This is a genomic window from Flavobacterium oncorhynchi (assembly GCF_002217355.1).
GTDB lineage: Bacteria > Bacteroidota > Bacteroidia > Flavobacteriales > Flavobacteriaceae > Flavobacterium > Flavobacterium oncorhynchi.
The window spans coordinates 72125-94391 of sequence record NZ_MUHA01000023.1 but is presented as its reverse complement, the minus strand read 5'-3'; the positions used below and the strand labels follow the sequence as shown (position 1 = coordinate 94391).

Annotated in this window: 18 protein-coding genes; 7 read left to right on the top strand and 11 right to left on the bottom strand. The window is 33.2% G+C overall.

Going from position 1 to position 22267, the window contains the following annotated elements; genetic code table 11:
• Nucleotides 1-95: 95 nt before the first annotated feature.
• The 4 genes from B0A75_RS14730 to B0A75_RS14715 form a co-directional block, all read right to left on the bottom strand.
• Nucleotides 96-311 carry a heavy-metal-associated domain-containing protein gene (locus B0A75_RS14730; RefSeq protein WP_089055040.1) on the bottom strand — a complete coding sequence of 72 codons (216 nt, stop codon included), beginning with the start codon at nucleotides 309-311 and terminating at the stop codon, nucleotides 96-98.
• Nucleotides 312-708: 397 nt separating this feature from the next.
• On the bottom strand, nucleotides 709-3129 hold the full coding sequence (locus B0A75_RS14725; protein WP_089055039.1) for a heavy metal translocating P-type ATPase: 2421 nt from the start codon (nucleotides 3127-3129) through the stop codon (nucleotides 709-711).
• Nucleotides 3130-3218: 89 nt separating this feature from the next.
• Nucleotides 3219-3782, bottom strand: coding sequence for a helix-turn-helix domain-containing protein (locus tag B0A75_RS14720; RefSeq protein ID WP_089055038.1), 564 nt, complete (start codon nucleotides 3780-3782; stop codon nucleotides 3219-3221).
• Between the two features lie 353 nt (nucleotides 3783-4135).
• Nucleotides 4136-5998 carry a TonB-dependent receptor plug domain-containing protein gene (locus B0A75_RS14715; protein WP_089055037.1) on the bottom strand — a complete coding sequence of 621 codons (1863 nt, stop codon included), beginning with the start codon at nucleotides 5996-5998 and terminating at the stop codon, nucleotides 4136-4138.
• 64 nt (nucleotides 5999-6062) lie between these two features.
• On the opposite strand from B0A75_RS14715, the gene B0A75_RS14710 reads away from it, so the two are divergent.
• Nucleotides 6063-7547 carry an aminotransferase-like domain-containing protein gene (locus tag B0A75_RS14710; RefSeq protein ID WP_089055070.1) on the top strand — a complete coding sequence of 495 codons (1485 nt, stop codon included), beginning with the start codon at nucleotides 6063-6065 and terminating at the stop codon, nucleotides 7545-7547.
• 86 nt (nucleotides 7548-7633) lie between these two features.
• On the opposite strand, the gene B0A75_RS14705 is transcribed toward B0A75_RS14710, so the two are convergent.
• Together B0A75_RS14705 and B0A75_RS14700 are read right to left on the bottom strand one after the other, a co-directional pair.
• On the bottom strand, nucleotides 7634-8017 hold the full coding sequence (locus tag B0A75_RS14705; protein WP_089055036.1) for a GreA/GreB family elongation factor: 384 nt from the start codon (nucleotides 8015-8017) through the stop codon (nucleotides 7634-7636).
• A 561-nt stretch (nucleotides 8018-8578) separates the two neighbouring features.
• Nucleotides 8579-9322: a DUF2490 domain-containing protein gene (locus B0A75_RS14700; RefSeq protein WP_089055035.1), complete on the bottom strand. Its 744-nt coding sequence runs from the start codon at nucleotides 9320-9322 to the stop codon at nucleotides 8579-8581.
• Nucleotides 9323-9695: 373 nt separating this feature from the next.
• On the opposite strand from B0A75_RS14700, the gene B0A75_RS14695 reads away from it, so the two are divergent.
• The 6 genes from B0A75_RS14695 to B0A75_RS14670 all read left to right on the top strand — a co-directional run bounded on the left by B0A75_RS14695 (nucleotide 9696) and on the right by B0A75_RS14670 (nucleotide 16736).
• Nucleotides 9696-10589 carry a helix-turn-helix domain-containing protein gene (locus B0A75_RS14695; protein ID WP_089055034.1) on the top strand — a complete coding sequence of 298 codons (894 nt, stop codon included), beginning with the start codon at nucleotides 9696-9698 and terminating at the stop codon, nucleotides 10587-10589.
• 283 nt (nucleotides 10590-10872) lie between these two features.
• On the top strand, nucleotides 10873-11418 hold the full coding sequence (locus B0A75_RS14690) for a hypothetical protein (protein ID WP_123872381.1): 546 nt from the start codon (nucleotides 10873-10875) through the stop codon (nucleotides 11416-11418).
• Between the two features lie 186 nt (nucleotides 11419-11604).
• Nucleotides 11605-12102: a hypothetical protein gene (locus B0A75_RS14685; protein ID WP_089055032.1), complete on the top strand. Its 498-nt coding sequence runs from the start codon at nucleotides 11605-11607 to the stop codon at nucleotides 12100-12102.
• Between the two features lie 33 nt (nucleotides 12103-12135).
• Nucleotides 12136-12933 carry a fimbrial biogenesis chaperone gene (locus B0A75_RS14680; protein ID WP_123872379.1) on the top strand — a complete coding sequence of 266 codons (798 nt, stop codon included), beginning with the start codon at nucleotides 12136-12138 and terminating at the stop codon, nucleotides 12931-12933.
• A complete protein-coding gene (locus B0A75_RS14675; RefSeq protein WP_123872377.1) occupies nucleotides 12930-13949 on the top strand; it encodes a hypothetical protein in 1020 nt (339 codons plus the stop codon). The genes B0A75_RS14680 and B0A75_RS14675 overlap by 4 nt, the downstream gene beginning before the upstream one ends.
• A 12-nt stretch (nucleotides 13950-13961) precedes the next feature.
• A complete protein-coding gene (locus B0A75_RS14670; protein WP_089055029.1) occupies nucleotides 13962-16736 on the top strand; it encodes a carboxypeptidase-like regulatory domain-containing protein in 2775 nt (924 codons plus the stop codon).
• A gap of 107 nt (nucleotides 16737-16843) precedes the next feature.
• Here the strand turns inward: B0A75_RS14670 and B0A75_RS14665 are convergent, their stop codons facing one another.
• The 5 genes from B0A75_RS14665 to B0A75_RS14645 form a co-directional block, all read right to left on the bottom strand.
• The gene (locus B0A75_RS14665) at nucleotides 16844-17683 is read right to left on the bottom strand and encodes a DUF4249 domain-containing protein (protein ID WP_089055069.1); all 840 of its coding nucleotides are present in this window, start codon (nucleotides 17681-17683) and stop codon (nucleotides 16844-16846) included.
• A gap of 4 nt (nucleotides 17684-17687) precedes the next feature.
• Entirely contained in the window at nucleotides 17688-20300 is a 2613-nt protein-coding gene (locus B0A75_RS14660) for a TonB-dependent receptor (protein ID WP_089055028.1), read from the bottom strand.
• Between the two features lie 99 nt (nucleotides 20301-20399).
• Nucleotides 20400-21245: a FecR family protein gene (locus B0A75_RS14655; protein WP_089055027.1), complete on the bottom strand. Its 846-nt coding sequence runs from the start codon at nucleotides 21243-21245 to the stop codon at nucleotides 20400-20402.
• A gap of 12 nt (nucleotides 21246-21257) precedes the next feature.
• On the bottom strand, nucleotides 21258-21467 hold the full coding sequence (locus tag B0A75_RS14650; protein WP_089055026.1) for a hypothetical protein: 210 nt from the start codon (nucleotides 21465-21467) through the stop codon (nucleotides 21258-21260).
• Between the two features lie 46 nt (nucleotides 21468-21513).
• Nucleotides 21514-22035, bottom strand: coding sequence for an RNA polymerase sigma factor (locus tag B0A75_RS14645; RefSeq protein WP_089055025.1), 522 nt, complete (start codon nucleotides 22033-22035; stop codon nucleotides 21514-21516).
• Between the last annotated feature and the right edge of the window lie 232 nt (nucleotides 22036-22267).

Below are 22267 nucleotides of genomic sequence, written 5' to 3'. Positions count from 1 at the left end.
ATAAAAAAAGCGTCAGTTTTCAATTGAAAATTGACGCTTTTTGCATTTAAACAATAACGAAATTGTATTTTAAAAAGACAAGAAAAAGCCTAAGCTTAAATAGGCTCTGCTTTAAAACCTTTACTTTTAATAATAGCAACTATTTCGTCCTCTGTTGCTCCTTCTGATTGAACAGTAAGTATTTTATCAGCATTATCAGTATCTACATTCCATTGAGTAATGCCTTTAGCATTGTCTAAATCAGATTTTACTTTTGCTACACATCCGCCGCAATTAAGGGTTGTTTTGAATTGAAGATTTTTATTTTCCATTTTGTATGATGTTTTATAATTATTTGATACAGCAAATTTCCGCCATTTTTGCCTCAATCTGCTTATAATATTCCGTATTTGATTTGTGATATTTACTGATTGTTTTGCAAAAAGGTTCTGAGGTTCTGAGGTTCTGAGATACTGAGGTTCTGAGATACTGAGGTTCTGAGATACTGAGATACTGAGGTTCTGAGAAACAAAGGTTCGAAGGTTTTTTACATACTTTGTTATTATAGAATTTTATTTCAAAAAAAAAAAAAGACCTCATTTAACCTGCTTCAAAAATCGCAATGAAGAGGAAAAACGAGGTCAATAAATAAATCAATTAAACTAAAAATTAATTTAAAACGGCGGCATATAAATTAGGAAACCGCCGTTTTTGCAAACGCATCAAGGTTTACTTTTTCCATTTTAAACGCAAGCTGTTGCTTACTACACTTACACTGCTCAAGGCCATTGCAGCTCCAGCAATCATTGGATTTAGCAAGAATCCGTTTATTGGATACAATACTCCCGCAGCAAGAGGAATACCAATTAGATTATAAATAAATGCCCAGAATAAGTTTTGCTTTATGGTTGCTACTGTTTGTTTAGACAAACGAATAGCTTGAGGTATTTTATTAAGATCTGATGAAATAATAGTCATTTTTGCTACATCCATTGCAATGTCACTTCCCTTGCCCATTGCAATACTTACATCAGCAGTTGCTAATGCCGTACTGTCGTTTATACCATCACCAACCATTGCTACCACTTTACCTTGCTGCTGTAATTCTTTTACAAAATCAGCTTTATACTGAGGCATTACCTCTGCTTTATAATGTTTTATTCCTGTTTGATCAGCGATAGCCTTTGCAGTAGCTTCATTATCACCTGTAAGCATATAGAGTTCTATACCCATATCTTGCATTTGTTTAATCGCTTCTACAGATGTTTCTTTTATTTTATCGGAAATTGCAATAACTGAAAGCGCTTCTTTACTACTGGCAAACCAAATTACAGTTTTAGACTCTTTACCCCAAGCATCGGCTTGCTCTACTAATGAATCAGCAATCGTAATATTATTTTCAGCCAATAATTTTTTGTTACCTACAAAATAGGTTTGGTTATTATAAACTGCTTTCGCTCCCTTACCAGTAATACTGTCAAAATCTGATAAAGACACACTTTGCACACCATCTAAATTTTTCACTACGGCTTCTGCCAAAGGATGTTCAGATTGCTTTTCGATACTAAGCAGTATATCTTTTGTTACGTCATTATTATCTAACCATTTAACACCTGTTACTTGTGGTTTTCCTTCGGTAATAGTTCCAGTCTTATCCAAAACAATAGCAGTAACTTTTCTGGCTAATTCTAAACTTTCGGCATCTTTAATTAGTATACCATTTTCGGCACCTTTACCAACTCCTACCATAATAGCCGTAGGTGTTGCAAGACCTAAAGCACAAGGACAAGCAATTACTAATACCGTAACAGCAGCCAATAAAGCTTGCGCCACAGCATTATCACCTCCTAAAACTATCCAAGCAATAAAAGTCAATATTGCTATACCAATAACTATAGGAACAAAAATACCTGCAATTTTATCTACTAATTTTTGCACAGGAGCTTTGCTTCCTTGAGCATCTTGCACCATTCTAATGATTTGCGCAAGCATGGTTTCTCTACCAACTTTAACAGCTTCAAACTGAAAACTTCCTTTTTGATTTATTGTCCCAGCAAAAACCTTTTCATTCTCTTTTTTCAACACAGGAACTGGTTCACCGCTCAACATACTTTCATCAACGTACGAATTTCCCGAAATCACCATTCCGTCTACAGCAATTTTTTCACCTGGTTTTACCAAGATAATTGCTCCAGCATTTACATCCTCAATAGCTGTTTGTTTTTCAGTGCCATCAGGCTGAATAACCATCACGGTTTTGGGCTGTAAACCCATAAGTTTTTTTATTGCTGATGAAGTATTTCCTTTGGCTTTTTCTTCTAATAATTTACCTAAAAGAATAAATGCAATAACTACTGCTGCTGCTTCAAAATATACGTGAGCATGTAATCCTCGTTGATGCCAAAAATCCATGAATAACATGTTGAATACACTAAACAAATACGCAATTCCTGTACTTAAAGCCACCAGCGTATCCATATTGGCAGAACCATGTTTGGTTTGCTTCCATGCATTTATAAAGAAGTCTTTCCCTAACCACAGAATTACCGGTGTAGAAAAAAGCCACATAATTTCATTACCATAAGGCATATCCATAAAAAACATACCAATAGTTACCACAGGCAGTGATAATAGAACTGCCCAAATGGTTTTATTTTTCAATTTTTTGAAATTCTCGGCATGAATAGCTTCTAAAGATTCTTGCTGCTTAGCTTCGTCTTCAATAAGTAAATCGTAACCAACAGCTTGTACCGCTTTTTGAAGTTTATTTGCATCTGTTAAATTCGGAAGATATTCCACCGTTAAATTTCCAGTTGCAAAATTTACCGATGCATCAACTACTCCTAATTCATACGATACAATACTTTCTGCGCTGCCTGCACAAGATGCACACGTCATGCCTAGAACAGGAAAAGTTTTTTTTACGGTTGGGACACCATATCCTAAGTCTTTGATAGCCTTTACAGCATTACCAACAGTTTCATTTCCTTTTACGGTAATAACAGCTCTGCGATTGTTTACTTCTACTTTATGAGTTTCAACACCTTTTACCTCTGCTAATCCTTTATCTACGATTAAAGCACAGTGCTCACTCTCGACGTTTTCCAGCGGAATGAAAATTGTTTCCTTAGTATTATTATTTGTTGCCATAATTCACTCGTTGTAATTTATTATGCAAAGTTGGCAACAATAGCAGTAAGTTTTATTGCGTAATTATGGATTTGATTTGTAACATTTACTTAAACCTTATCCAGCGGCTTTCTTTTTTCTGATCGAATCTGCTTAAAATGACTTGGCGTTAATCCCGTTACTTTCTTAAATTGATTACTTAAGTACGCAACACTTGAATAGTTTAAGCGCAAAGCTATTTCGCTCAGCGATAACTCATCATAAACCAAAAGCTCTTTTATTTTTTCGACTTTTTGCGCAATAAAATATTTTTCTATCGTAGTCCCTTCAACTTCAGAAAACAAATTTGAAAGATAATTGTAATCATGATTGATTTTTTCGCTTAATATATCTGATAAATTATTCTTTGTGTCATTATCCTGATGATGTACTAAATCGATGATGATATTTTTTATCTTTTCGATTATCCTGCTTTTTTTATCATCAATTACCTCAAAACCTAAAGAAACTAAAGCTTCTTCAAGCAAATTTCTTTGGTCTGAACTAAGTTCTTTTGTCAGGCTTACTTCTCCAAGTTTAATATTTGTAAAGTCTAAATCGAGTTTTTCGAGTTCATTTTGAACTACCATTATACAGCGATTACAAACCATGTTTTTTACGAATAATGTACTCATAGCCTTATAAGATCAGGATTTTATTAAATTTATAATAATAACAAATCTACCACTAAAATTCAATTAATCATTCTACAAATACCAACTGTTTGAATATCCAGCCCAAAAAGTGACCGATTATATAACTTAAGAGTTTATTGTGAAAATTTAACCGCAAAAGGCGCTAAAGTTTTATAGTCTGTGAGTAAAAAAAGTTCAACCGCAAAGAACGCAAGGGATTACGCTAAGATCGCAAAGTTTTTAATCTGTAAGTAAATAATTAACCGCAGAAAGCACAAGGGATTACACTAAACTTTTGTTATTTGCGTAATCCCTTGTGCTCTCTGCGGTTTAAAAAACGTAATCTATAATATTTAAAAAGTCACAAATTTTACGCCCAAGCTAAACCATCTAGAAGGAAGCGGAATTGCTCCAACTTCATAATATTTAGCATTGAAGATATTCTGTGCATCAACATAAATTGTTAGTTTGTTTATGGCTTGACTTAATCTAAAATCATTAATCCAGTATGATGGACCAGTTATTCTTTTATTAAAACGAGTAGCAAATAAAGCAGTAAACTTTTTATGCTGAAAATCGATTGTATTTGTTATTTGATGTTCCAGAGACGAAACCAAATATTTAGCATAAAGATCATCGATAACATCTTGAAATTTAAAATCTAAATATGAGTATGCCAAATTAATGTTTAACCTAGAATCACTAGAAAAATTAACTCTATAGTTGGTACGCAAATTAAAACCATTTGTATTCAGATTTCCGTAGTTGTTACTTTGCCATGGCTGAGTAGTAACATCTCTTGTCCAATCTATAAAATTGCTGATCTTTCGGTAAAAATAGTTAGCATTAAAACTGAAATTCTGTTTGGTATATTTGAATCCAATCTCGCTCTGAAATGCATTTTCAGTTACCAAATTTGGGTTACCAATGTTCCCAGGACGCTGATTTAAATACAAATCTGTAAATGATGGTATACGCTGACTTGTTCCAATATTTCCAACAATTTTAAAAGCATTTGTAACCGCATAACTTGCATCAAGTCCCGGATAAACCTGCCATTTGTAATCTGAATTATAATTAAGATAAGTGCCTAAATTCACATCTAACTTCTCAATAAAAGTAGTTCTGTATTGCAGATAAACTCCAAAATTTTCTCTGTCATGGTCACCAATGTTAGAGGAACTAATGTCTTCTGAGCGCACTTCGGCACCAAAACCCAATTCTCCCTTTTCCATCTTATAAGTTGTATTAACTTCGGCAGCTAATGAGTTGGTATAATGCTGGCTTCTGCCCGCTTTTAGATTAGAAATTCCAAAATAACGATAATCATCATAATTATATCTATAGCTCACTCGAGGCATAAGTGCCCATTTGTTTGACAATTGATGTTTTGATTGTACAGATGCAAATGTGGTTTGTACAACCTCACTCGAATTTCTATCACCCGGAGCAGCATAAAATCCGTTTGCACCAAATCCGTTATTGATATAACCAAATGAGCTTAAAATTTCATTGTTGTCGTTAATCTGAAAATTTCCCTGATAAAATATTTTATTATTCTCGAAAGCCGTATTGTATCGATATCCGTTGCTTTTATCGTGAGAAGCAAAAAGCGAATGTTGTTGTTTCTCTTTACTTAAAACTCCTCCAACCTGAATTCCCGTACCATAAAATGTATCACCTGTATCTTGCGTATCTTTTTCAAAATTAGAACCTGCATAAGTATTTACTAAAAATCCAGATTGTGTAGGCTTTTTGGTTATAATATTTATCGCTCCCGTTAAACTATTTATTCCATAAGTAAGCGCCGCTGGTCCTCGAATTATTTCAATTCTTTCGATCACTTCAACCGGAATCGGTAAATTAAGCATATTGTGCGCCGTTTGAGAATCGATAATTTTAGTTCCGTTTATAAGCACAACAGTCTGTTCAAAACTTCCGCCATCAATACTCACATCCGCCTGACTTCCAAACGGGCCTCTCTGTCTTAAATCGACACCATTAGCATATTGCAGAACTTCTTGAATGGTTTTCCCTGGCAATTTTTCAATCGCCGCTTTATCAATTACATATACATTTCTATTTTTTTTAGAAATAGGCGTGCTAAATCTGTTTTCGTTAATTATTACTTCGTCAATTTTAATAGTGTCTTTTTGCACCTGAGCATATCCGCCAATGCTCATAAAGGCAAATAAAGCAAAATAAATCTTAGTCATTTTTTTTATTTTTTTGCAAAAGTAGTATCTTGCCGTACTACTAATGTGTACCAGTTTTATAAAAATGGATAGTCCGGTTCAAATTCCTTTCAAAAGTTTCATTCAGCTTAAGCCTGAAGAATCAACAGCTATATATTTACAGATCGTTTTTGAGTTTATAAAAGCCATACAAACAGGTTTGCTTCCCGAAGGCACAAAACTTCCAGGAACACGCATATTATGCACATTATTAGAAGTTAATAGAAATACACTTATCAAAGCTTTTCAGGATTTAGAACTGCAAGGCTGGATAGAAATTTTGCCAAATAAAGGGACGTTTATATTGTCAGAGAAAAAACAAAAAAACAAAGCTGATTTTACTCCAAGTGATATTCAAAATGTTTTAAAAAAAAGTCAGCCTTTTACTTTTAAACGTTCTACAATTCTTGAAAATCCTAAAGAAACGAGTACCTTACCTTATCAATTTAACGACGGTTTGCCTGATTTGCGACTTGTTCAAACTGATGTTCTGGCAAGGCTTTATGTTTCTAAATTAAAAAGAAAAAAACATATAGAAACTTGGGAACAAATTCAGACGTTATCTCATTTAAATTTTAAAACACAGTTTTCTAATTTTTTAAATTTAACACGAGGCATACGCATTTCTACGTCAAATTTACTCACAACATCAAGTCATGAAATCAGTTTGTATCTGGTTACAAAATTACTTATTTCTCCCAATGACAAAGTTGTTGTTGCTTCTCCGGGGTACTATATGTCTAATATGACATTGTCTGACAGCGGAGCACAAATAATCTCAATACCTGTTGACAAGGACGGAATCGATACAGAACACTTAAGGCAAATTTGCGAAACTCAAGAAATCAGATTATTGTATCTTACATCTAATTATCATTATCCAACGACGACTTCTCTTAGTGCTAAAAGAAGAATGGAAGTTCTTGAACTAGCTAATACATACGGATTTGTTATTGTTGAGGATGATTACGATTTCGATTTTCACTATGATAATAACCCTGTATTACCTTTGGCGGCTTTAGGTTCCAATGAAAGAGTCGTTTATATTGGATCATTTGGAAGGTCTTTACCAACAGGTTTTGGTTACGGTTTTATAGCTGCCCCTTCGCAATTTATTCAAGAACTGGAGAAACATCAAAATATTCTGGAACCCGACATTGATGTTATCAAAGAGCAAGTTTTAACAGAGTGGATTACGGAAGGTGAAGTTCATCGTCTTTCAAAAAAGAATAAAAAAATCTATAAAGAACGCCGAGATTATTTTGTTTTATTGTTAAAGGAAAAATTAGACGGAAAAATCAAGTTTCAGATTCCTGTTCGAGGTTTAGCGATTTGGGTAGAATGGCTTGACCGCTTTAATTTAATAAAGCTGCAAAAGCAATGTATTGCAAATGGATTATTCCTGCCAAAAACAATTTTGTATCAAACGAAAGATTTAACCGCTACTCGTTTAGGTTTCGGGCATTTAGAGAAAACAGAAATGGAAAATGCTGTTGCCATTTTAAGCCAATCTCTCGAAGAGATTATTTAAAACTGCTTTGCTAATATTAGATATTAATCAAAATATCCCATAAAGAAAGACTCCTTATGGGATATTTTTTGATTAAAAAAGAAGTTTTAAGCTACTTCTTCTACTTTTAGGATTTCGAATTTCAAATCGCCTTTTTTAGCCGGCCACTCTACTAGATTTCCAACTTTGTATCCTACCATTGCAATACCTTCATCGGAAAGAATTGAAATTTTATTTTTACTAACTTTTGTTTTCTCAGGACCTACAAACACAACCGTTTTCTCTTCATTTGTTGCATGATCTTTATAAGTTACTCTTCGGTTTACAGAAACAATATCTTCTGGTAAATCTCTTCTCAGTACTTGTGTTGCTTTTTTAAGTTCATCTAGAAGTAATTTTTCTTCTTGTATGGTTACCTTTTTTCTTCTTACGTGATCTTTAATTAAATCGTATATTCCCGTTGTTAAAATGATATTTTGTAATTGTGACATAACTTTCTGTTTGCTCCATTTTTCCTAGGTATGATATATAACTCATCATTGAACGTTTTTATGGCTCTTAAGCGTGTAAATTCAATGATATCCTAATCCTAAATAAAAATTGAAGATTAAATAAATGAGCCGTCTGAATGAAAGAATCCCTGTCTAGAGTTTTGACAGGGCTTAATTAATAAACTCTTTCGAACTTTTTAAGAAAGTATCGTCATGCAAATATAATAACGTGCCCATTAGGCGCATCAAGCTGTTATTTTTTAAATAAAAATTTGAAATAGTCATTATTACAAGTGCTTTTAACTTTGTGCAAGATACCTCTTTTTTTGAAAGAAAAAAAATCAAAAAACCAAAATAGAATTTACTTAAAATAAAAGTACAAGTGATTATATCTAATTTTTTATTTTACAAATATTTAAGAATATATAAATTAGTATAACCAAGTTTCGATTTATAGAAATTTACTTGCTATACGTGATAAAAATAATTCGGTAAAAAAAACATCCCAAAAAGAAAAATTCCTCTTGGGATGTTTTTAAAATTTATAAGTATTAAATGCGTTTAAAGCCTTACATAAGCTGCTACTTGGACTATATTATTTACGGTATTAACATTTTTACCAAGAATGTACTGATTCATATATCCTGCTTCAATATCAAACTTAGGGCTTAATCGCCATCCTAACGCTAAATAAGCTCTGTTTTGATCAAAAAAACTATCGTTTGGAGCGTTTTGAACATTTACAAAAACTTCATTCTGTAATGCTAAAAATGCTCCGTTGGTAAAACTGGTTGTCTGGGATAACGGAAAAATGGAACGAGCGAAATAGCGTAATCGCTGTGCAAACTCAAAATTATCAGTCACAAGTTCGTTTTGATCAATCACCGGCTGTCCCATAAAGCGCTGCTCTAATCTAAAACGGTGCTGCAAAGTAACTGGACGATTAGACAAGGTAAATTTCTGATTGTAAATAAACTGCTCCCATATTCTGTGTTCAGGTATCCAGCCGTCAACATCCATAACACTTCTATAATTTCCTATATAAGCGTAACCTACTGTTGCAATCATATTATCCTTTACATGGTAATTTAATCCTGGACGAATAATATAAGACTGCAGATCTTTTAGTTCATCTGTAGATCTTGCTTGTCCGTCAAAATGAATGCTGAATTTATCATTTAGTTTATAACTCGAAAATAAAGCACCCCACCCTGTAAAAGTGTTTTGTGTCTGGGCATTTACAATTGTACTTAGGAGTAGAAAAAACAGGCTTAATAAGCTAATGAAGGGTAATCTAAAAATCATTTTTTATCAAATTATATGAGGAATTGCTAATTTATATAATTTATAATTTAATCAGGCTTTATACAATGTTAATTCTCATTTTATTTGTAAAAATCAAACTTTATGAGTTTTTCTTTATCAAAAACAACAAACTCTAATTCCTATGATTAATTTCTATAATTGATTGGTCCGATTAAATTCTTTTTTTTTAATTCCATTCTTTTGCAGTTTGCAATAAATCTATATAATAAAACACTAAAAAACTAGCACTTAACAACTTCTATTTAATTGCTTTATTTAAGTAATATTTCTGCACATTTCTTTTCAATCTACACCTATCAATTTGCACCAATTTTGCTATCTTTAGGAGTTATATTGACTTTACAAAAATAACATGATTGAAATTCTTACCCTTGACAAAAAACACTTCCCTAGCGGATACAGCGTACATTTAATTAAATCTCAAGAGAGTCCACTCCTGAATACCTCCCTTAGAAGTTCATTCTATCAAATGTTCTGGTTAAAATCTGGAGAGTTAACTTTAAATATCGATAATAATCTAATCGATATAAACAAATTTGAATGTGGTTTTGTAGGTATAAATCAAGTATTCAGTATTGATACCAAAACTAGTTTTGAAGTGCTTCTTGTTTGTTTTGATGAAGACTTTTACTGTCGAACAGATCTTGACAGACAGTTTTTGACCTCTTGCGTTTTTTTTAATTCAGAACATGCTTTAAAATATAAACTGCACAACTCTTTAAGAAAGATCATTGAGCAATACTATCAATCGCTGTCGCATTTATGCAGAAAGCCGTTTGATGACTTAATGTATCATTTTGCTCATAATACTGTGGAGCGTTTGTTGCTGTTCTCTCAGAAAGAATTATTAGACAGAGCTTACAGTCCAATCGAAACCTTTAAGAAAGGAGATGTCAATATCGCCAATCAATTTAGAAAATTGGTAAAAGACAATCTGAAACAGCTTAAACTTGTTAAAGATTATGCTGATTTGCTTAATATACCCGTAAAGTCGTTGAACGAAATATGCAATGCGATTTATGGTATGTCACCAAAGAAGGTAATTACGGAAGAAATTGTAATCGAAAGCAAACGTTTACTTCGATACACTAATATGAGTGTCAAAGAAATAGCTTTTCAACTCCACTTTTTGGACCCAAGCAATTTCATTCGTTTTTTTACCAATGCCGCTGGAATATCTCCCAAAAATTACAGAACACAATTTGAAGAAAAAAGAGTTTACATCCCCAAAAGTAAACTAGTTTAAATTGTTGCTAAAACTCTGGCTGTAAGCCCCAAATCTTAACCTAAAAATTCCTCTTTTTTCTACAGCAGTCCTTTTAAGGATTTTTTTGCTGCCGCTTTCGTGTGCCTTTATTTTAACTTATTGTTATAATGCATCTTAAACAAAAGTTAAAAATAGTGTTTGCCGCAAAATGACACCAAATACACCCTTTTTGACTTTGACTTTCGTTCTGCACGAAAGTAATTTTGCACCAAATATAATAAGCCTCAACCAAAAAGGGCTTAAACTAAAAAAAATGTATAAAATGAAAAATTTTTTAATGGCTGCATCATTTGCAATTATTGCGTTGTCCGCAAATTCTATTTTTGCTCAAACAACTAATTTAAACGTAAATCTTGCAAACGTTTATTCTATCGAAGTGACTAATCCAACAGTTACTATCGCAATGAATACTGCAGCTAATTTTACAGAAGGTAACACTACAGGTTCTTTACCAAATCATGTTAAAGTAAGTGCAACTAATGGTTACAAAGTAACTATTCAGGCTGCTACAGACTTGACATCACCTGGTAATGATGTTATTCCAGTATCGACTGTTGTTGTTAAAACTACACCGGGAACTTTTTCTGGTGCTCCAGGCAGTATTGATGCAGGATCAAACGCAGCTTTTCCTGCAAATGCGCCGGCACTTAGTGTAACTGCTCCAGTTGAACTTATCTCATCAACTACAGGCGATATTCGCGGATTTAATGTACAGTACACTATTCCTCCGGTAAGTGCTCCTGTATACTTGAACAAACCTGAAGCTGTTTACAGTACTTTGCTTACTTACACGATAGTAGCAAACTAATAATAAAAACTTTTACTAAAATGGCACTAATCTGCTTTATGCGGTTAGTGCCGTTTTTATCTCTATTATTTTCAGAATTAGTTGTTTTCTGAGGGGTATTGTTTAACCATTTTAGGAATATAATTAGGCTTGAAAACTCTTAAAAACATACAAGATTTATTTTTACTGCTTTGTCCTATAGTCGCAATGGCACAAAATATAGGCTCTGCGCAAACACAGGTAAATGTGACTATTGCGCAGGTACAAAGCATACAAATTTCTCAGCCAACTGTTAACATAAGTATGGCTAAGCCTTCTCATTTTCTTTTGGGAAATGATTCTGGACAGCAAACGAATCATATAAAAGTGAGTTCGAGTACTGCTTATGAAGTAACTGTAAAAGCAAGCACGGAATATTTTTCTCATAATGGAAATAGCACTTCATTACCTGTAAATACAATTGCTGTAAAAACAGTAACCGGCAGCCTTACAAATTCTAATGCTCAGCCGCCTGCTGGACTTCAAGTAGTGCCTCAAATTATGCTTTCGGCGCTGCCTGCAACTATTATAAAATCTCCCGCAGGAGAATGGGGACGCGGATTTCATGTGAACTACGCAATACCTGAAACAAAATCACCAAGTTATCTTAATCGCGAATCAGGCACCTATAGTACTACAATTATGTACACCCTAATTCCGCAATAATTGGTATATTTACTAGTAACAAACAATAAAAATATGAAGAATTTTATATTGGTTTTAGTTGGGTTATTCATGGCAAATCAGATTCAAGCTCAGGCAGGAATATCTGTATCGCCAGGACGTTTATATTATAAATTAAACTCTGGGGCATCAGGTTCTCAATATGTATCTTTAACAAATCCTACGGATAAAGAGCTTGAAGTAGGTGTTTCTTTTAGTGACTGGGAATATGAACCATCGGGTAACAATAAAATTGTGCCGGCAAATACGCTTCCTACTTCATGTACAGATTGGATACAAATATTACCGTCGTCTTATTTTGTTGTAAAACCGGGTGAAACTAAACAAGTTGAGGTGCTTTTTAAAGTTCCTGCAGCTGCCAATTCCTCTGTGCCTGTTCATACGGGCATGATTTTCTTTACACAGCTTAATCCCGGAACGGCAACCGATCAAAACGGTGCTGCTATACAAGTAACCGTAAGAATGGGTGTAAAAGTGTATCATAGTTTTATTAAAGAAAATAAAGTTCTTGTAGATTTTGTTGATTTTACAAGTTACGCTGATGATAATAAAAACAAAATCATTGAACTAAAAATCGAAAATCAGGGCGATTTATGGACTGATGGAAAGGTAAAATGGGAATTATTTAATAATAGTACCGGTAAAAAAAGCACTTTAAAAGAGTCTGAATTTTACACACTTCCAAAGGACATTAGAATCCTAAAACAACAATTACCAGCAGATCTTGCTAAAGGCAACTATACCGTTTCGGCCATTTTAACTTATGGCGAAAACGACCTTATAAAAATTGCTGAGTTAGAATTTAGTCTATGAAACAAATAATAATCTTTATCGTTTTTTTCTTATGCATGCAATATAATGCTGTTGCACAGTATATGCTGGGAGCTTATAATAATGGTCAGCCTGTATTTTCTACTTATGCAGAAATGGTTTCAGGAAAAACATTAAACAATCAAATTTCTATTCCAATACAGTATTACGGTGCTAATATGGATGTAAACGAATGGAAACTTACTGCAAGACTTACGCAGGATTTTACGAGTGAAGTAAATAGTGCTTATACGGTAGGTGCGCAATATGCTTATTTAAAATTTAACAGTCAAGAAAACAGCGGATCAGCAAATGGAATATTTATCAATGTTCCAAACCAAGTATTTCAGCTGAGTAAATACAATGAAATTACACTTATTCACAGCAATGTAAACTTAAATGGTGCCGTAAACCGCCTTTTTAGATATAACTTAACCATTCAAGGAGGAAATCATTTATTGGTAAGTCCAAACGGAATGTATAATACATCCTATGAATTTAAGCTTTATAAAATAAGCAATGGGACAGAACAATTAATTGGCATCTACACATCACCTATTGGTGATGCAAGGTTTCAGTTGTCTTTTGGAGGAAATTTTGGAAGTCAAAGTGTTATATTACAAAATGGTGCACAACAGTTTAACTTAAACTACAATACGCCATCTGATTATACGGTAGAAAAATCAGTTACAATTCCAAATGCGCTTCGAGTTAACACTTATAATTCGCAGCTGGCTGTAGAAGCTTCTGGCGATTTTATATCGTCAACATCATCGCAGACACTGCCGCTTTCTAACTTAAAATTACAATTAAGCACGAATCAAACTTATAAAGGATTACAAATAATTTCTCCAGTAACATTATCGACCACAACACAGCCTGTATCGATTAGATCCAGCAGTACGCCTCAGGATATCACATACAATGTGAAATTTTTCATTCCAGCTAATAGTCCGGGACTAAATGTTAATCCTGGAACATACAGTACTAGAGTATATTTTGTAATAATGCCCAATTAAACCTTTTTTATAATGCTGAGTAAATTCTATAAAATAGCATTGTTTTTTACTGTTTTGGGATCAAGTTTAAGCGCTTGGTCACAAGATAGCCGCTTTACTATAGAATTTACAAATAACAAAATTGAAACAAATAGCAAAGAAGTTATAGAGGCTTACTTAAAAATTGTAAACACCAGCTCCGATCCTATTGAAGGAATTTTTGATACCCAAAGCAGTCACGAAGATATTTACCTTTCGCAGCGAAAAGCTAAAAACATAACACTAGCCGCTCACGATAGTATTTTTATTCCTGTAAAAGCTATAGTTTCTGCAACTGCCAAAGCGGGAAATAAAAGCACAATTGAGGCCATATTTACGATCTCTGGAACTTCAGTTACTAAAAGTGTTTTTTTACCGGTATTTATTCGTGAACGCAAACTGGTAAAAGTTATGCTGTTGGAAACAAACATAATCTACGAAAGAACTGGTGATAGTCTGGCGATACCAATTCGTATTTCTAACGAAGGTAATACCGCTCAAAAAGTCACCATTTTAGCCCGTTATCCCGATTTTATTACTCGAAGTGCCATAGAAAGCAAGGATATCAATATTCAGCCATTTACTGATACTATTGTAGTTTTAAAAAAAATAGTAAACAAGACTATATTAAATCAAGAGGATTTTACCATAAATATTACGGCTCTATATCATAATGGTGATATTATCACTAACGGTACAGTAAGAGCCAGTTCTATTAGGCAGGACCGAAGATATGTTATGCCATACAACCCTGATTATAATTATGACTTTAACCAAACCAATCAGGTTACGGCAAGTGTACAGCATAACAGCGACAATACAAATGCTTATTTTTTGTATGCCAATGCTAAAGCCGAAATAAACAAAGGCACTTTACAGGCAAATTTAGATATGAACTGGTGGGAGAATTCCGATCAAGTATTTTTAAGAAATACTTGGCTTGGATACAGCCAAAAGAACTTTGGAGCTACAATTGGAAATGTATCGAAGTTTTTTGACATGAATCTAATTGGAAGAGGTGCCGAAGCTTTTTATAAACCCAACGAAAAAAGCACTATTGAAGCCGGTGCAATTGATAAAACATTTAATCTGATCGACAATCCTAGTTTGTCTTTTGGTAAATCGGCATGGGCTGTTTTCACGCACAATAACGGATGGATGCAGAAAAACGGTTACGAGAATACAATTATCTACGATGATGACACTTATTCTGGAACCAAAAACTATCTGGCATCGTCTCGTTTTTCATTGTATACATCAGAAAGTTTTAACCTTAGATTTGGCGGTGCTGTAAGTAATCTAACTTCTAATATGGAAGCTGGAAACAAACTCGGCGGTGCAGGAGAACTTCAGTTTAATGGTAAATTTAAAAAATTGTTCTACAGCAGTTCCAATTACCTTAGTTCTGGTTATTTTTCAGGAATGAGAAAAGGAGTTGTAAACCTAAATGAACGAATAAATCTGCCTGTCGGTAAATTTAACTTTTGGGGAGTTTATAATTATTTGTCGGCAAAACCAGAAGCATTTGGAAATCAATTTACCTCTACGCATTTCTCGACAGCACGTTATGACATTGGAGCATCTCGACGATTTTCTTCATTAGTACTATCGCTGTCTCCTTATTACTATACTGAAAGTCGTAAAGAACAACTTACAAGCACGCTAACTCCAGAAGAATACTCAATGAAAGCTGCTCGAATGACGTTGGGTTTAACATACTTTAATGCACCTACAAAACAAAATTTATCGCTGTCTTTTGAGGGCGGACTTTTTTCTGCTAATACAATCGAAAACAAAGAGTTTCATTTTAAAACAAACTTTATTTACAGTTGGAAATTCTTTAATCTTCTAGCGTTCTATCAATACAATAATTTTTATTTAGGAGAAATCATTGCCAATTCACAGTTAGGCATCAACGATATATACACCAATCTTACCGTCTCTCCTAACTTGCAGCACAAGTTTTTTAATGATAAACTTAATGTTAATGTTGGAATGGTGTATTCTAAAAACAGCATAATCAGTGAATCGCTTCAGTTTACTGGACGTTTGGATTATGATGTAACAAAAGATTTTACAGTTTTTCTTTACAATTATTACAGCGATTTTTCGACTAGTATAAACACTTTAAATACAATTCAAGTTGGTCTTACAAAGCGTTTTAATCCTATAAAAATTGATAAATCAAGAAATGAACTTGAGGTTTATGTTTACTATGAAACGGGAAACAAAAACGAACCCGCTGTAAACCAACTTGTAATTATTGAAGGAAAAGCCTTTAGAACTGATACAAATGGAATTCTGAAATACAGATCATTACCCGCAGGTTCATATTCTGTAAAACCCGTTAATACAAATGAATGGTATGCTGACGAAGTAAAAGTGAATGTAAATGAAGACACTAAAATTGCTATTGGTTTAAATAAAACAGCTGCCATTAAAGGATCAATAACTTACATTACAACTGATAGAAGCTTTGATATAACAAAGAAAAAAGGTGGTTTGCCGCTCATTGCAATTGGCGATAACGGAAAAGCATTTACAACCAAAACGGACGAAAACGGAAACTTTGTGTTGTATGTACCAAAAGGATCTTACACTGTAAGTCTTGAAAAAACAGGTCTTTCAGAATATGTTGAGGTTGAAGATAATAATCAGCTTGTAAGTGCTGAACCTAATGCTATTAAAGAAATAAAATTTACTTTAAATATTAAGGAGAAACGTGTAGAAACTAGAAAATTCAGCTCCAGCGGTTTTAAAAAACAATAGATTTATCTAAATCAAACTTAAAGATTACTAAGATTTATTGCAAAAAAAATACACCTGACATTATAAAATGCCAGATGTACATACAAATCAATCTTAAAAACTATTTTTTATTTTACAGTATAGGTCATTCGGTTTGCTTCGCAAACCCTGAAATAACCAAGTGCAAAATTGTTTGCGTCAGTGGTATTAATAATATTTCCTCTTATATTACCCGGTGCGGCAGCAAACGGATTCGAATTTGTTACTTCCAGAATTAAACTCATATAATTAGAGAAGTTTTTAGAAATACCACGATGTGTAATATTTAAAACTTTTCCCGGCTTTAAGTCTGTATCAGTAAATTTTTCATTTATTTCATTTCCATTAATAAATTCATCACTTGTAGATGTGTATTCCGGAAAAGGCAGAAAATCAGTTTTATAATCTGTCAGATAATAATTTGCCTGATCGGCAGGGTCTTTATAATAAAATGTTACCACAATAAGGTCTGGTCCTGTAATATCGGCCATAAATTCCTGATCTATTCTGTCAATTGGCGGTACACTAATTAATTTTTCAGTCGCTGTTAAACTCTGTCCATCAACGTCTACAAATAATTTATATTCCATATTAATTACAGGAACAAAATTAGTACAGACATATAAACCCGGCTCAGATTCATTGAATTTAAAAACAACTCCATTGCTATTCTCCACTCTCACCTGTGCTCCCGAAACCTTTGGCGCAGTTGCACTGTAATAAGGAGCCATTCGGGTTATTTTTATCGATTGTTGACTACCGTCAGTTCCTTTTTCCCAAATGATTTCAGCATCAATTACTATTTTGGGATCTCCTGTTTCTAAATCAAGTTCTACAACCTTATCACAAGATGAAAAAAGTAAAACAAAAAGAAGACTGAATAGCGTAAACGCTTTACTTTTAAAATTGTATTGTTTTAATCTAAGCATACTATTAAAATTTAAAATTATAAGAAACACCAGGAACTAATCCATAAATAGATAATTGTCTAGACTCGTTCATTCCTGTATCATTATTTTGTGCAAACGTGATCGCTGCGGCATTTTGCCTATTATAAAGATTGTAAATACTAAATACCCAATAGCTTTGCCATCCTTTCTTTTTATCTGGTTTAGGAGTATAAGTTGCGCCAATATCTAAATGATGATAAGTTGGAAGTCTGTTTGAATTTCTCAACGTATAGTTAGGTATGTTTCTTCCGCCAAATTCGTAATAACCATTTGGGTATGTTACGGGCTGACCTGATTGTAAGCTGAAATTAGCATTGAAAGACCATTTAGGATTGAATTCGTAATTTGCTGTAATATTCAAATTATGCAATTTATCATAACCAGACAAATACCAATCGCCATTGGCAATACCAGGTTCTTCAGGTGTTCTTCCAGGTGTTTTTTGTTCTGCTTTAGACAAAGTATAAGAAACCCATCCTGTAAAACGACCCGTGTTTTTTCTCAATAATAACTCCATACCATAAGATCTGGCTTTTCCATTCAAAATATCTTGTTCAATATTATTGTTACCTAACAAATTTGCTCCATCGATGTAATCAATACGGTTTTGAATCTTTTTATAAAATAATTCACCTTCAAAAGAGTACTCTTGATCCTTAAAATTTTTGAAATACCCTACTGCATATTGATCCAGCAATTGTGGTTTTGTAAAAGGTCCGCTTGGTGTCCAGATTGTCATAGGCAAAGGAGCACGGGTATTAGACAACATGTGGATATATTGAGCCATTCTGTTGTAGCTCGCTTTTACAGAAGTTTCATCATTAAAAGCATATGATAATGCCAATCTTGGTTCAAAATTATTAAAAGTACTAATGGTTTTTCCTTTTCCGTAATAAGTACTTCCAATTGGAGTTCCTTCTTCATAAATATGATATAACGGATTATAAACTACTGCTTCTCCATTTTCATAAATATTGATACTTTCGCCGCCCAAACGATTAAACATACTGTAACGAAGTCCGTAACGAAGATTTAATTTTTCTGTAATTTGATTCTCAACATCGAGATATGCAGAAGTTTCTAAAGCGTATTTTTTATCTAATTGTTTATAATTATACTGTGAATCAATACCATACGGCTGTACAGTTCCCGGATTAAAATCATAATATAAACCGTCTATACCATAGTTAAGTTTAAAATTGTCTGATATCGTGTGGTTCCAGTTGTATTTTAAACCATAGTTGGTAATCTTGCTATCCCATTCAAGTTTTTGAAAGGGTATTTGCAGATTAAATTTGTAATCACTGTAAAAAAGAGAAAGATTTGTATTTAAGTTGTCTGAAAACCTATGTTTCCAACTAAACGTTCCCATTGTATTACCGTAGGTACTGGCAAAAAAATTATTAATATCAAATAAATCATTTCCCATATAACCCGAAAAAGCAATCGAGTTATTTGCGCCTAAACGATAATTTAACTTAGCGTTAATGTCATAAAACATGACAGAACTTTTAATATCGGTAAGTTTTAAAAATAAATGAGCATAAGAAGCACGACCAGCAATAATAAACGAACCAACATCCTTTTTTAAAGGACCTTGTACTAAAAGTCGGCTTGAAATTAGACCAATACCACCATTTACTTTATAATCAGTAAGATCTCCTGTTTGCTGACTTACATCAAGAACTGACGAAACACGACCTCCAAATTTAGACGGAATACCTCCTTTGTATAAATCTAATCCGCTAACGACATCTGCATTAAAAATAGAAAAGAAACCAAACATATGCGAGTCACCATATACCGGAGCGCCATCCAGAAGAATTAAGTTCTGATCAGCGGCACCTCCACGCACATTAAAACCAGAAGAAGCTTCGCCTGCATTTGTAACACCCGGTAAAGTCAATAATGATTTTAAAGGATCTGGTTCCCCCATCGCCGTTGGTAATCTTTTAATTTCTGCCATCGAAAGCTTATTAACACTCATTTGTGTATTTCTAACATCAACAGCTTTGTTACCGGTAATTACGACCTGTTCCAGTTCGTGACTGTCTGGCTCCATATTGAATCTTACCTTAGTATCATCAGAAACTGTAACTTGCTTTTCTTTATTTTTGAAACCAACATAGCTTATTACAACCGTATAAGTGCCTTTCTCTAAATCCATAGAAAACGTTCCGTTAGCATCTGTCGAAGCCCCTGCAGCAATCTCTTTAATGTATACATTAGCACCAATAACAGGTTCTTTGTCTTCATCGAGAACTTGTCCTGTCAGCTTATTTTTTTTTTTAGTTGTTTTTGCAGCTTTATGCTTTACGAAAATATTATTACCTACAACCGAAAATTGAACCAATGCCGTTTTATTAAGCTGATTAATAAGTTCTTTTATTTCGACATTGTTATAAACCCCTTTTTGAGTAAAATACTTCTGATTGGTATTTATCTGATCCGTAAAGGCAAATTTATAATCCGTTTGATTTTCAATTTGCTTAAAAAATTCTTTTAATGTTACTGTTTGATCTACAGTTACGCTTATGTTTTGGGCACACATACACCAACTGAATAAAAAAAAGCATGCTGAAATTATACACTTCATGAAATTTTGTATTTTTGAATATTATTAAATAGACAGCTTCGTGCTGTCTTGACTATGGGAAGGATGTTTAGTTTCGCGGCTAGGACATCCTTTTCTTTTCTACTGAAAAGTAATCTGCTTTAATTTCTCATTTACTTCAAAGTTTAGGTTATACATTTCTGATATTAATTGAACAATTGTTTTTAAATCTTCTTTTTTGTTTATTCGTACTGTGATTCTCTGGCTTTGATATTCTTCAGGAATAGTCACTTTATAACCATAATTTGTTTCTATGTAAGTACAGACAACGCTGAGTTTTTCGTTATCAAAATCTGTAAATCTATTAAAGTGAGATACTGAAGCAGTTTCTTCTCCGTAAGTAAATTTTTCACCTGGTTTAAGTATCCATTTCTTATCTTGATTTTTCACACTCATCTCAACACTTCCTTCAAAAAGCTCAACAGTCACACTTTTATTAGTATAGCCTTCAACTGTAAAAGAAGTTCCTAATACGGTCGTTGTCGTTTCATTACAAAAAACCTGAAACGGATGCTTTTTGTCTTTCTTAACTTTAAAATAGGCACGACCAGTAACTTCAACTTTTCTGTCAACAGCAAAATTGTTGGCATATACAATTTTAGAATTTGGGCTCAATTCTACACTTGAACTGTCTGGCAATGCCACAATTTTTAATATTGAAGTCGAATTTTCGATTGTAATTCCAGCAAGATTTACACTGCTGGCCGTAACATCTTTATTAAAGTAAATTCCTGTACCAATGAAAATAAAAACCAGCACCGCTGCCGCTGCCGCATAATAACGCCATGGCTTAAACTTCCTCTCTTTTACAGGAAATGCTTTTGCCTGAAAGGCTTCCCAAGAAGCTTCTTTTTCACTATCAGAATGCGCAACAGGAGTTTCGTCCCATATTTTTTTCAATTCTTCCTCTAATTTCTTTTCATCCATATCTATTGAGCGCTAAAGTTTTTGACAATGAAATCCCTGTTTATTAAAAACGCCATAAACCATTTCTTTTATTTCTCTATTGGTTTCAATTCGAAGAATTTTATTAGAATCCTCCAAATCAAAATTCATGATACAATCAGAAATGATAAACTGCAGAAGCGCAACCATAAAGCTTGCGTCTTCCTTGCTTTTTACATCTGTTTTATAAGATTCAATATGCATTTTAAGTTCTCTTTTTTATATATAACAAACGAGAACAGAAAAGTTCCTAATGATCTTCTATTTTTTTTCGAATAAATTTACTGGCAAGATAAATATGATTGGCAATAGTCTTTTCAGAAAGATCTGTAAGCTCTGCAATCTCCTTATAGCTAAGGTTTTCCAGTTTATGTAGTGTAAATATTTTTTGCTGTTGTTCAGGAAGCTGATTTATGAAGTTATACAGTTTTTCTTTTCTTTCTTCAAAAACTGTGGTATCTGTATCTTCCTCTTCAAACTCAAATCGTAACGAATCAAGTTGAATTACTTTGTTTTCTCTATTAACATGATTTATAATGATGTTTTTGCATATCGTAAACAATTGCTTGTCAAACAAAACATCCTCATTAAGTAATTCTCTTTTATTATAAAGTCTTAAAAAAGTTTCTTGAATAAAATCCTGTGGAGTAAGAACTGTAAAATCAAATCGTTTGGCAATACTAATAAGCTTATCATAATAACTTAGATACGCTTTTTTGAAAGCCTCCTCATTACCATTTTTTAAACTTAATATAAACTTTCTATTGTCCATAATGCAAATACGATAATTAGTCTTAACTCAATGTCTTAAATAATATTGCATTTAAAAAACGACAGCTTAGACTTTTTTACTTCTTTTCTTAAGTAAATCTTAAGATGCAAAGTACAGGAATTTAATTTGAAAAATGGCCAACCTGAAAAGAAAATAGTACAAAAAAAGCACTCTTTTCTACTTCATTTGCTATAACAATTCTAAAAAACGCAAATTTTTATCTTACAAAAAA